Raw genomic sequence first — 12,160 nt, forward strand, 5'->3', positions numbered from 1 at the left:
CAAGGGAAGAAGTGAAAAAAAATGAAAAAAAAGCGAACCCTTGGGCTCGCTTTTGATATTTCGAAACTTTGCAGATTAAGCTTGAGCAGTTTTAACTTCTACTTCCGCTTCTTCTTTACCGATTTCACCTTCAGTTTTCGCAACGATTGTGTTCACCGCTGTGTCACCTACTACGTTAGAAGACGTACAGAACATATCGTTGATACGGTCTACTGCTGCGATAATTGCAAGACCTTCTGGTGGAAGACCTAGTTGGTGAAGAAGAACACCCACCATTACAACACCACCACCAGGAACACCACCAGCACCAATAGATAGAAGCAGGATAGTTAGACCAAGAGTAAATACATCAGCCGTGTTGATTGGTTGACCAAACGCGTTTGCTACAAAGATAGTTGCTAGTGCGATGTAGATAGATACACCAGACATGTTCATTGTTGCACCTAGTGGTACACCGAAACCTGCCACTGACTTAGACACTTGCAGTTTTTCAGTCAAAGTGCGCATTGTAACTGGAATTGTCGCGTTCGAGCTTGCTGTTGATAGAGAGAATAGGATCTGCTCACGAGTTGCACGTAGGAACGTTTTAGGAGAAGTACCTGTCGCAATACCTACCGCTGTTGGGTAGAACACGAAAATCCAGAACACAAGCATAGCAATAACCAGTGCTACGTAGCCCGCTACAGACATAAGCGTGTTTGCATCTAGTGTCGCACCTAGTTGAATCATTAGAGCGAATACACCGTATGGCGCTAGGCTCATTACTAGGCCAACCAGCTTCATCATGATTTCATTCGCCATCTTGAACGTACGGATAGCTGGGCCGCCACGTGAATCAAGCGCTTGAATTGCAAGACCTGTCAGGATTGCCATGAAGATGATTTGCAACATGTCGCCATTCGCAAACGCTTGAACTGGATTGCTTGGTACGATGTTAACAACAAGAGAGAAAATGTCAGGTGTTTCAGTCGTTGTCAGCTTCACTGACTCTGAAATAGTACCCGCAAGGTTTGCATCTGCACCCGGTTGGAAGATCATGCCAATAGTTAGTGCAGCAGTAATCGCGATGATGGTGTTAATAATGTATAGAGCAAAGGTTTTACCACCAAGACGACCAAATGCAGTGATGTCTTTTAGATCAACGATACCACACACAATCGATACGTAGACCAAAGGAACTACAAGCAGTTTAATCAAAGATACAAACATACCACCAGCGCCTTCCGCAGCACCAAGAAGGTAAGTATCAAAGATAGCAACGCCACTGAATAAGTACTGAATTGCTGTACCGATCAGTAGACCAGCAAACAAGCCTACAAAAATCTTGCTTGAAAGCGATTTATCCATCATTCATCTCCAGAATGTTGTGTTTATAAATTATGTTTTTATAGATAATTCCGCCACTATTCTGGGCGGAGTTCGCACATAATACACACAAAAGTTACAAAATAAAGATTTTGTTTACGATAGTGTTACAACTTTCAAATTGGAAATAAATTTTATAGAACAACTTGATTACAAGATTTATCCACTGCATCAACTAGTTAATTGGTTGAAATTCCCTTTACCGTACAAACAAAAAAAGAGAGCCAATTTAGGCTCTCTTTTTAAAAGTTAGATCTCGGTTAGATTATTTAGAAACCATAACCATTGCTGGGCGAATCACACGACCATTCAACTCATAACCTTTCTGCATCACGAACATAACCGTGTTTGGCTCATGATCTGGGCTTTCTTGAATAGACATCGCTTGATGCAGTTCAGGGTTGAATGCTTCACCTTCAGGGTTAATCTCTTTCAAACCGTTTTTGCTCAGCGTATCTTGGAAAGTCTTGTGCGTAAGCTCAACACCTTCAAGAATCGGTTTAACCACTTCGTTTTCTGCGTCAGCCGCTTGAATAGCACGCTCAAGGTTATCAATAACTGGCAGTAGTTCTTCAGCAAACTTGTTTAGTGCAAACTTGCGTGCTTTGTCGATTTCAGTTTCAGTACGACGACGCATGTTCTCTACTTCCGCTTTTGCACGTAGAACGCTGTCTTGCTGATCTTTCACTTTCGTTTCGCTTGAAAGAAGCGCAGCTTCTAGTTGAGCAATCTTAGCGTCTTTTTCATCACCAATTTCTTCAAGCTCAGCTTCTGCTTCTTGTGCAGCCGCCTCTACTTTTTCAGCCTCTTCGATGATTTGATCCAGCTCTTCTTCTGTAACTTTGTTTTCTTCGTTGCTCATGATATCTCCAGAATTCATATCTACTGGTACCCAATACATCACGTTTATCGTATTGAGTTACACAAAAACTCGCATAAATAGCTAACTTGCCATTATTATGGGGATGAAGATTGTCGATTCAAGCCTATTTGGTGCGGAAAACCTATGAAAAAACCTTTTGAAGTGATCGCTATCATCGGAAAACCTAGAGATCAGCAAGCAATCGCCACCCATAGAGAGCTCTATAGCTGGCTAACTGCAGAGGGTTATAAGGTTTACATTGATGATCGTTTGAGTGAAATTTTAGATGATATTCCTCAAGATGACTTTGCGAGCTTAATTCAACTCGGTCGCAGTGCTGACCTAGCGATTGTCGTCGGTGGTGACGGGAACATGCTTGGTGCAGCGCGCGTTTTGTCACGTTTCGATATTTCAGTCATAGGTGTGAACCGTGGAAACTTAGGCTTTCTTACCGATCTCAATCCTGAAGATTTTCAATCTGCACTCAAAAAAGTGCTCGAAGGCGAGTTCATCGAAGAAGAGCGTTTCCTATTGGAAGCAGAAGTACATCGCCACGGCCAAGTAAAAAGCCACAACGCTGCCCTCAACGAAGCAGTCCTCCACCCGGGGCAAGTCGCCCACATGATTGAATTTGAAGTCTATATTGATGATAGCTTTGCGTTTTCATTGCGTGCAGACGGCCTAATCGTTTCAACACCAACAGGCTCTACCGCTTACTCATTATCCGGTGGTGGTCCGATTCTGTCGCCAAGCCTCAATGCGATTTCACTTGTCCCAATGTTCCCTCACACCTTATCGAGCCGTCCTTTGGTCGTTGATGGAAACCGCCGTATTAAACTGCTGGTCTCGCCAGATAATCGCGGTACACAAGAAGTGGGATGTGACGGCCAAGTCTCTTTACCTGTATCACCAGGTGATGAAGTGCATATTTACCAAAGCCCAAACATCTTAAAACTGATCCACCCTAAAGATTACAGCTACTACCATGTACTGCGTAACAAGCTTGGTTGGTCTAGTAAGTTGTTCTAAATCCTCACCATCTTAAAAAGTCGGCTATTTAGCCGGCTTTTTTCGTTAAGACATTAGAGACCACCTAGTCACTTAAAACCTCAACTCTGATCCTTCTCACAAAAAATTCCACCTGTGACTTTACTGTATAAAGAAACAGTATATACTGATCTTATACACAGTATTGTTCATTTAAACAGGTACAACAAAATGCTGGCTCATCTAAGCGTTAATAATTTTGCAATTGTTAAGTCTCTACAGCTAGAGCTATCCAAAGGAATGACAACCATCACTGGTGAAACTGGCGCGGGTAAATCCATCGCTATTGACGCTCTTGGTTTATGTTTAGGCGGGCGCGCGGAAGCCAGCATGGTACGACAAGGGGAAGAAAAGACCGAAGTAAGTGCGGCCTTTTCCCTAGAGAACAACATCAACGCAACACGTTGGTTAGAAGATAACGATCTACTTGACGGTAATGACTGCATATTACGTCGTATCATCAGCAAAGAAGGTCGCTCTAGAGCATTTATCAACGGCAGCCCTGTTCCACTTTCACAGCTTAAATCACTGGGTCAGCTACTGATCAACATTCATGGTCAGCATGCACACCACCAGCTAATGAAAAGTGAATACCAAATGGCAATGCTTGACCAATATGCAGGCCACTCTAATTTACTTAAGAGCACTCGCAACGCCTACCAAACTTGGCGACAAGCAGACAACAGCTTAAAACAATTGAAAGAGAACAGCGCGGCAAACTTGGCTCAAAAGCAGCTACTTGAATACCAAATCAAAGAGCTTAACGAACTTTCTTTGGGAGAGGACGAATATGAAGAACTCGAACAAGAACACAAGCGACTATCCAACAGTGGCGAACTTGCCTCTACCTGCCAACAAGCCATCGAGCTTATTTACGAAGGTGAAGAAGTTAACGCGCTTGGTATTTTGCAAACAGCCAATCACTCCTTAATCCAATTAGCAGAGCTAGACGAAAAATTATCAGAACTACCGAACATGGTGGCAGAAGCGATTATTCAACTGGAAGAAGCCAACGCGGAGTTACGCAACTACCTCGATAACATCGACGTAGACCCTGCGCGTATGGTTTATGTTGAAAAACGTTTTTCTAAAGTGATGTCGATGGCAAGAAAGCACCACGTTATGCCTGACGAGCTTTACCAACACCATCAAGATCTATTGGCTCAAATTGAAGCCCTCGACTGTTCTGATGAAAGACTTGAAGAGATTGAGCAAGAGGTAGAAGCGAAGTACCAACACTTCTTAGTTACAGCGGAGAAACTGCATAAATCTCGCACTCGTTACGCCAAAGAACTTAATAAGCTGATCACTGCAAGTATGCACGAACTGAGTATGGAGAAAGCGCAATTTAGCATCGAAGTGAACAACGAAGGTATGCACCCATCACCACTAGGTATGGACGCTGTTTGTTTTGTGGTATCAACCAACCCAGGCCAACCAATGCAACCTATCGCGAAAGTGGCGTCTGGTGGTGAGCTGTCCCGAATATCTCTCGCGATCCAAGTCATCACCGCTCAGAAAGTCGATACACCAAGTTTGATTTTCGATGAAGTGGATGTAGGTATTAGTGGCCCAACCGCTGCTGTTGTCGGCAAGATGCTACGCAAGCTAGGAGACTCGACGCAGGTACTTTGTGTGACTCACTTACCTCAAGTAGCAGGTTGCGGTCACCAACAATTGTTCGTCGCTAAGCAGACAAAAGCAGGAAAAACAGAAACTCAAATGCGTCGCTTAGACAATGAACAACGTGTCTCTGAACTCGCGCGCTTACTAGGCGGCAGTGAAATCACCGATTCCACCCTAGCGAATGCCAAAGAGCTACTTATTGCCGCTTAACTTCAATTTGAGGAGTCAAAGTTCCATTTGTTAAGAAATTTTGACTCCAGTTTGCAACCAAATTCAAAAATCATGGTCTGAAACAATTCAAAACGCTCTCAGCTTTTTACTTTGGCGCCTAGCTTGTTTATTATCGGCTGAGTTTTAGAATTTATCAGTTACAAAGAATTTAAGTATGCAATTTAAAAAGTGGCTTATCGCTGTTCCACTCGCTATGACAATGCTGACAGGCTGCTCCCTTCTCGAAAAGCTGGTATATCGCATTGATATCAACCAAGGTAACTATGTCGAGCAGTCAGCTGTAGAACAGCTTAAGTTTGGTATGACTAAAGGACAAGTTCGTTATGTGATGGGCTCACCTATGCTCATTGAAAACGGCTACCCTGACACTTGGTACTACATCTACCATCACACAGAAGGTCATAACGATTCTGTACAAAAGAACTTAATCGTAAATTTCAATGGCGAAGGGCAGCTAGTCGATATTTCTGGTGACTTCCCTGCAAGTACTGAGTTTTTTGAGAGCATCAACTAGTACTAATGAAACACTATAAAGGCTGACGCATGCGTCAGCCTTTTTCATTTGAACTCGTAAAGCGTTTGAGTGAGTTTTTCAGAAATGAGGCTCGTTATGCCTCTTCCTTTCTCAATGGATTTTTCTTTCCACCCGTCACAGGATCAGCATTACCCGCCGCTTTTGCTTGTTCTGCGCGCTTTCTGCGAATCTCTTTTGGATCAGCCAGTAATGGCCGGTAGATTTCAATACGATCTTTATCTTGAATCGTCGCATCAAGCTTAACGTTGCGGCTAAATACGCCAACTTTATTCGTTTTCAGATCAATCTCAGGGTAAAGCTCCAAAACACCTGATTGTGCAATGATCTCTTCGACGGTCATTTCTTTGTTTACAACCAAGGTAAACACACGTTGCTCTTGCGGAAGTGCATAAACCACTTCTACATGAATCATGTCAGACTCAATACTCATAAACTGGGTACACCTGCTTAGCACGTTTTGTAAAAGCATTAACCATGTTACTGGTCAGCTCGTTGAAAACCTTTCCAAAGGCCATCTCAATCATCTTGCTTGAGAATTCAAACTCCAATTTAAGTTCTACCTTACAAGCTTGATCATCCAGAGGGGTAAAGAACCAACCTCCTTTTAAGGTTTTGAACGGCCCATCAACAAGGTTCATGATAATGGCTTCACCACTCACTAACTCGTTTGATGTGGTAAATGTTTTGCTAATCCCTGCTTTTGCTACATCAACCGAAGCGACCATGGCATTTGGGTTTGATTCAATCACACGTGAACCCGAGCAACCTGGTAAGAACTCAGGGTAACTCGCAACATCATTCACCAGATTGAACATCTGCTCGGCACTAAACGACACCAATGCAGAACGGCTGACTTGCTTCATATTGATTCCTCTTCACATCTGCTTGAACCTCAAGCATGATGCAATTTTACTTTTATTTGCACTCAGCGCAAATAAAGGGATTTCCTAACTTAAATCCTAACCGTATAATGCAGCTATTATGGCAAAGAAAAAATCTAAACAAAAAGCGGGTAGCAATACCATCGCTGTTAATAAGAAAGCTCGCCACGAATATTTTATCGATGATGAAATTGAAGCCGGCATGGAGCTACAAGGCTGGGAAGTTAAGGCACTTCGCGAAGGCAAAGCAAATATCGCAGAAAGCTACGTCTTTATGCGTGACGGCGAAGCCTTTGTCAGTGGCATGACTATTACTCCACTTCAACAAGCATCGACTCACGTTGTCGCGAACCCGACACGTGTTCGTAAACTACTTATGAGCCGTCGCGAGTTAGATAACCTGTTAGGTCGTATCAATCGCGAAGGTATGACGTTAGCTGCGCTTTCACTATACTGGTCTCGCTCTTGGGTGAAGATGAAAATCGGTGTGGCGAAAGGTAAGAAGCTGCACGATAAACGTACTGATCTTAAAGAAAAAGATTGGGCTCGTGAAAAAGCGCGCGTAATGAAGAGTTCACTGCGCTAATATTGAGCACTTAAACGCACAAGGCTAGACAGGTTACACTTTTCTGGTACTATGCGAAGAACACTTTGGGGCTGATTTAGGATTCGACAGGAATTTTGCAGTCTGAGGTGCATGCCGTGGGGCGGTTGGCCACGTAAAAAGCCGCAAAAAAATAGTCGCAAACGACGAAAACTACGCACTAGCAGCTTAATAACCTGCTCAGAGCTCTCTCGCCCTAGCTTTCGCACGTAAGACGGGGACCAACGAGAGATCAAACCCAAACGCGCTAGCCCGGATTCTCCCGCCTGAGAGATGAACGGCGAAATTTAATTCAGGATAGTCATTTACTAGCGTGTCGGTTCGCAGGTACTTGGTGAATTTAAAGATCGACTAAGCATGTAGTACCAATGATGAATGGTTTTTGGACGCGGGTTCAACTCCCGCCAGCTCCACCAAACGTTTGGAAAGGCGCTAACTCTTTGAGTTAGCGCCTTTTTTATTTTCTATTACCTGTGAAGTACATCCGTTGTACTAAACATTGGTACTAACCTAAAACGCCTTCACCGTCTTATATGCGCACATGGCTCTAGCCTTCTCAGCACCTTGCCCTTTGTTTTGCTCAAAGCACGTTCGGTACGTACTGATGTAGCGGTTAAACAGCTGCGTCGCTTCTGGCTTGGGTTTGGAGATCAATTGGTTTACGAACTTCCTTGAGCCAACTTCAAAGTGTTGTGTATCAATTGGTGTGTTCCAGTCCCCACCCCAAATAAGAAATCCGTGATGGGCAAATAGATCGACCACCTCTTCCGCCATGCCTGTTCGGGTTAGCTCTGAGCGGGCACGAAACTGAGTTCGGTTGATGTATTGAGTTGCGGATTGAGTCGGTTTCACTTTAATTGTTCCGTTATCCCCAAACTCTAAAAATGGGTTTTGCACTGGGTTAATATCAACCGCTACGCCATAAGCATGCTTCGACCAACTGTTACCACCTGTTATCGCCCGAGCATTAAATGCGCTGCTGTTGTTGGCATCCATCGAGGCATTATCATCGCCTTTAAACTCTCGCATTAAACGTGCGGAATGAAGAGGAAATTTACGCTGCTTTAATGTCTTAAAGATTTGATCGACAGAGGGGGCCACGATATCCAAGACAATCACACTTCCTGTCTTCATTTCACCAGCAAAGTTTACAAACTCAAAATCAACTTTGCTTAATCGCTCACACCCTATCGGTGCATTGCTTGGCAAAACACCTGTCTTTTTCATCATTCCGCATTGCCACTCCGAAATAGGGGCGACGTTTGCACTTGCACCTGCGCTGGCTACAAGCAATAACGCAGTTAACATTGTTTTTATCGTCATTATTCTCTGTTTCATTTAACTCGCCTGCCAATACACGATTTCGTTAGCCAACGGCGCTTTCATTTCAGGTAGCGTCGACAATTTCGGCCATTTTGAGGCAATAAACATCAACGCAAAGGCATCAATCAAGTCATCAGGTTGAGCCATGCTACGCTTAGTTTGCTCGATGGCATCGGTCAGTATAGAGATCCACTGTGGGCAATACTGATTCAGAATAGCAAGCCGCTCTTCCCTGCCCTCTATCGTTTTTTTACTGTGAGATAGAGGCTGTTTATTAAGTGCTTTGAAAGCAACTTCGGGGTGAGACTCCCTAAGCATGACCGAGTTATGTTGACTTAGTAGCGCATCGACTTCGCGTATTTTCGGCAAGATATACCAAGTTTGTTTAGAGATCTTTTTCCCCAATTGTTCCATATTGATTTGGCACGCCTGCTGATACGTTTCTGCATAGGCAGCCTCCTTGCAAGGAACAGGAAATACCGATGAGCCTCGCTTAGGCGCTAAGAACTTTCTCGCGGCTTTATCACATAACCTATCTGGCTGTGAGATATCACTAAAGCCAATCGGTATGTCGATCAACGCTCTGCTCTGGGTAAGTAAATTTGCTATTTCACTCAAAGAAGTCACAATTTGAAAAGATGGCGAACCACTGTTGATCTGCCAAACAACCCAGCCTGCTTTGCAACCGTCAATCCCAAGGTATCGCATCTTGTCTCCATCGTTTATTCAGATAGCTAATCGAGCCGAGTCATTTTTTCGTATAGTTAAAACAAGCAAACGACTAAGGCTCTCTATGACTGCATCAAATCCCATTCGCATACTTGCGATTGACCATATTGTGCTAAGAACCTCTAACTTAAAAAGAATGCTCGCCTTTTATCAAGATATTCTTGCGTGTCCATTAGAAAGAGAGCTGCCCGAACTCGGCTTAACTCAACTCAGAGCAGGCAGTGCACTGATCGATATCGTGACGGTAGACAGTGAATTGGGACAACTGGGAGGCAAAGCCCCCCAACAAAATGGTCGTAACGTTGATCATTTCTGCCTACAGATAGCCGCGTTTGATGAACAACAACTGCGTGATTACCTTCGTTCACACAATATTGCGACCAATGACTTTGTTGAAAGGTATGGCGCGCAAGGCTTTGGACGCTCCGTTTATATTGAAGATCCTGAGGGCAATGTGGTCGAACTCAAACCTCAGTTATAGTTTTTGCTTGTCTGCAATCTTATCGCAAATATAGCCACCAATCGGGATAGCAGAAGTCGCCGCTGGAGATGGCGCATTACACACATGCAAAGAGCGCGGGCTTTCGGCAAACAAGAAGTCGTGCACTAAGCTGCCATCTTTGTCTACGGCTTGCGCCCTTATGCCTGCGGGATATGGCTGCAAGTCTTCAACTTCTATCTGTGGGCAGTATTTATTCACCAGCTTGAGATAACCCGCTTTCGACCACGAGTTTTTAAACTCCACCAGCCCAGTTTTAAAATGCTTAGCCGTAACCTTCCAAAAACCGGTAAAGCTCAGCATCTCTAGGGTATCTTTGATATCAAAGTTAAATCGCCCATACCCTTCTCGCTTAAAGCCTTGTACTGCATTTGGCCCAACAGTGACACTGCCATCAATCATGCGAGTTAAATGCACACCTAAGAATGGTAAGTTTGGATCTGGGATTGGGTAAATAAGGTGACTAACAACATCATTGTGCTTGGCGGGTAGACGATAATATTCGCCTCGATACGGGATGATTTGAAAGTCGGTCTCTAGACCCATCATCCTTGTCATGCGATCTGCCATTAGCCCAGAACATACCACTAAAAACCGGCCCTTAAATGATGACGACTTGGTCACTCTTTTAGTGGTGACCTCAACATGATCTGAATGCTCAGCTATCCCAGTCACCAAAGTTCCAATCATTAACTCTCCACCAGTTAATTCAAACTCTTGAGCCATCGCTTGAGTCACTTGCCTATAATCAACGATACTCGTTGTAGAGACGGCAATAGCGCCTAGCCCTATAATGTTTGGCTCTCTGCGTTTAAGTTCCTGTTGATCGATAAGCTCTACGTCTATGCCATTTTGCTGGCAACGTTCAAACAAGGCATTCATTCGCTGTAGTTCAACTTGGGTGGTCGCCACTAACAACTTACCGCAGTTCTCTACCTTAATATCATGCTTGAGACAAAACTCAGTCGTTGCTTTGACACCGGCTTTGCATAACTCCGCCTTGAGACTGCCAGGGGCATAGTAAACTCCCGCATGAATCACACCGCTGTTATGACCGGTTTGATGGAAGGCTAAGCTTTGCTCCTTTTCAATCAGCAAGATAGATTTATTAGGATGACGCTGCTGCAATTGCCAAGCCGTCGACACACCAACAATACCGCCTCCAATAACGATGTAGTCGTATATTTGCTCCAATCTATCGCTCCTTTAGCCAAGTTAAGCCCTTCCCCCTGTGCATCGAGTTAATATTTCTTGCTCAGTAAATAATTGAAAGTAGTGCTTATATAGAGGAATTTTATCAATCGATACAATTCATGTTCAATTAAACGTCGAAAGTTTGTGAAACATGGTTAAAATAGCCGGCTCAGATTTTTATCCATCGGTTCTTTGAGGAAGAGACATTGAAGACGCAACACCTTGCAGCAAGCAATAGTAAAGATATTGAACAAGCCAAAGAGATTCTCGCTTCTGGCGAACTTGTTGCGATTCCGACCGAGACCGTTTATGGCCTTGCTGCCGATGCTTCAAACCCAGAAGCGGTGAAAAAGATCTTTGCTGCAAAAGGTCGCCCCGCAAACCACCCACTGATCGTTCACATCGGCAGCGTGGAACAATTGACTGACTGGGCAACGGATATTCCTCAAGAAGCTTATACTATTGCCAGCGCTTACTGGCCGGGTCCTGTAACGCTATTACTGAACAAAGCAGAGCAAGCAACGCCAGTGGTAACTGGTGGTTTAGATACGATTGGTATTCGCATGCCAGCGCACGATGTGTTTGCATCGCTATTATCTTCCGGCATGGCAGTCGCGGCGCCATCGGCAAACCCATACAAAAAGCTCAGCCCAACATCAGCAGAGCACGTGATGAACTCACTAGGTGGCAAGATTGCCGCAGTGCTTGATGGGGGCGATTGTGTACACGGCCTTGAATCGACCATTATCGACCTAACACAAAAGCCGTTTCGAGTTCTTCGTACCGGCCCAGTGACGGCGACACAACTATCTGCAACCTTAGATGAAGAAGTGCTCGCGCCTAAAGCTCACGCGGTTGCGGTACCTGGCAATGTCACTAGCCACTATCAACCGAATACAAAAGTGCGCTTGGTTGATCTTAACGATATTGAATCAGCAAATGGCAACAACATCGCTTGTTTGCACTACTCATCAATTGAAGCTTCACTTGGTTTTAAATCTAAACTGATGCCGCAAGATGTTGCTCAATACTCGCATGATCTTTATCGCGCGCTTGATGAAGCCGATAAATGGGGCTGCGATGAAATCTGGGTTGAGCGCCCGCCAGTGAGCGAAGAATGGTTTGCTGTTCATGACCGCTTAAATCGAGCGCAATCAAAACTGTAATTGTTCCAAGCCCGGTTCACGCTGGGCTTTTTATTTTCATCTCACGTAAACCTAGTATCCACCTAATATTCAGCGCACACGCGTTCACACTTTTCCTT

The 12,160-nt window shown here is 44.3% G+C and carries 13 protein-coding genes and 1 other RNA gene; 7 read left to right on the forward strand and 7 right to left on the reverse strand.

The genetic code is table 11. The annotated features are described in order from the left end of the window. Positions 1–75: 75 nt before the first annotated feature. Together F0231_RS04550 and grpE are read right to left on the reverse strand one after the other, a co-directional pair. A complete protein-coding gene (locus F0231_RS04550; protein ID WP_171758668.1) occupies positions 76–1,347 on the reverse strand; it encodes a dicarboxylate/amino acid:cation symporter in 1,272 nt (423 codons plus the stop codon). Positions 1,348–1,630: 283 nt separating this feature from the next. Next, positions 1,631–2,227 (reverse strand): nucleotide exchange factor GrpE, encoded by a 597-nt coding sequence (gene grpE, locus F0231_RS04555; RefSeq protein ID WP_171758537.1) that lies wholly within the window; start codon positions 2,225–2,227, stop codon positions 1,631–1,633. A gap of 144 nt (positions 2,228–2,371) precedes the next feature. On the opposite strand from grpE, the gene nadK reads away from it, so the two are divergent. From nadK to bamE, 3 genes are all read left to right on the forward strand, one after another. Next, positions 2,372–3,256, forward strand: coding sequence for an NAD(+) kinase (nadK, locus tag F0231_RS04560; protein WP_171758538.1), 885 nt, complete (start codon positions 2,372–2,374; stop codon positions 3,254–3,256). 189 nt (positions 3,257–3,445) lie between these two features. Next, positions 3,446–5,110 (forward strand): DNA repair protein RecN, encoded by a 1,665-nt coding sequence (gene recN / locus F0231_RS04565; protein ID WP_171758539.1) that lies wholly within the window; start codon positions 3,446–3,448, stop codon positions 5,108–5,110. Positions 5,111–5,285: 175 nt separating this feature from the next. Then, positions 5,286–5,645, forward strand: a complete 360-nt coding sequence (gene bamE / locus F0231_RS04570) for an outer membrane protein assembly factor BamE (RefSeq protein ID WP_171758540.1) — start codon at positions 5,286–5,288, stop codon at positions 5,643–5,645. Positions 5,646–5,739: 94 nt separating this feature from the next. Here the strand turns inward: bamE and F0231_RS04575 are convergent, their stop codons facing one another. Both F0231_RS04575 and F0231_RS04580 read right to left on the reverse strand, forming a co-directional pair. Then, positions 5,740–6,096 carry an RnfH family protein gene (locus F0231_RS04575; protein WP_171758541.1) on the reverse strand — a complete coding sequence of 119 codons (357 nt, stop codon included), beginning with the start codon at positions 6,094–6,096 and terminating at the stop codon, positions 5,740–5,742. Continuing rightward, positions 6,086–6,529: an SRPBCC family protein gene (locus F0231_RS04580; RefSeq protein WP_171758542.1), complete on the reverse strand. Its 444-nt coding sequence runs from the start codon at positions 6,527–6,529 to the stop codon at positions 6,086–6,088. Before F0231_RS04580 ends, F0231_RS04575 begins: the two co-directional genes overlap by 11 nt. Before the next feature lie 118 nt (positions 6,530–6,647). Here F0231_RS04580 and smpB point away from each other — a divergent pair, with 118 nt between their 5' ends. Both smpB and ssrA read left to right on the forward strand, forming a co-directional pair. After that, positions 6,648–7,133, forward strand: a complete 486-nt coding sequence (smpB, locus tag F0231_RS04585) for an SsrA-binding protein SmpB (protein ID WP_171758543.1) — start codon at positions 6,648–6,650, stop codon at positions 7,131–7,133. 67 nt (positions 7,134–7,200) lie between these two features. Beyond that, positions 7,201–7,567: a transfer-messenger RNA gene (gene ssrA / locus F0231_RS04590) on the forward strand. A gap of 94 nt (positions 7,568–7,661) precedes the next feature. Here the strand turns inward: ssrA and F0231_RS04595 are convergent. Both F0231_RS04595 and F0231_RS04600 read right to left on the reverse strand, forming a co-directional pair. Further along, a complete protein-coding gene (locus F0231_RS04595) occupies positions 7,662–8,459 on the reverse strand; it encodes a M15 family metallopeptidase (RefSeq protein WP_171758669.1) in 798 nt (265 codons plus the stop codon). 30 nt (positions 8,460–8,489) lie between these two features. Continuing rightward, on the reverse strand, positions 8,490–9,182 hold the full coding sequence (locus F0231_RS04600; RefSeq protein ID WP_171758544.1) for a DUF429 domain-containing protein: 693 nt from the start codon (positions 9,180–9,182) through the stop codon (positions 8,490–8,492). Positions 9,183–9,267: 85 nt separating this feature from the next. Here F0231_RS04600 and F0231_RS04605 point away from each other — a divergent pair, with 85 nt between their 5' ends. Continuing rightward, positions 9,268–9,684 (forward strand): VOC family protein, encoded by a 417-nt coding sequence (locus F0231_RS04605; RefSeq protein WP_171758545.1) that lies wholly within the window; start codon positions 9,268–9,270, stop codon positions 9,682–9,684. Here F0231_RS04605 and lhgO read toward each other — a convergent pair. Continuing rightward, a complete protein-coding gene (lhgO, locus tag F0231_RS04610) occupies positions 9,679–10,896 on the reverse strand; it encodes an L-2-hydroxyglutarate oxidase (protein WP_171758546.1) in 1,218 nt (405 codons plus the stop codon). The genes F0231_RS04605 and lhgO overlap by 6 nt on opposite strands. Before the next feature lie 206 nt (positions 10,897–11,102). Here lhgO and F0231_RS04615 point away from each other — a divergent pair, with 206 nt between their 5' ends. Beyond that, positions 11,103–12,062, forward strand: coding sequence for an L-threonylcarbamoyladenylate synthase (locus tag F0231_RS04615; RefSeq protein ID WP_171758547.1), 960 nt, complete (start codon positions 11,103–11,105; stop codon positions 12,060–12,062). The last annotated feature ends 98 nt before the right edge of the window (positions 12,063–12,160 follow it).

It is taken from the genome of Vibrio sp. RE86 (genome assembly GCF_013114545.1).
Lineage (GTDB): Bacteria > Pseudomonadota > Gammaproteobacteria > Enterobacterales > Vibrionaceae > Vibrio.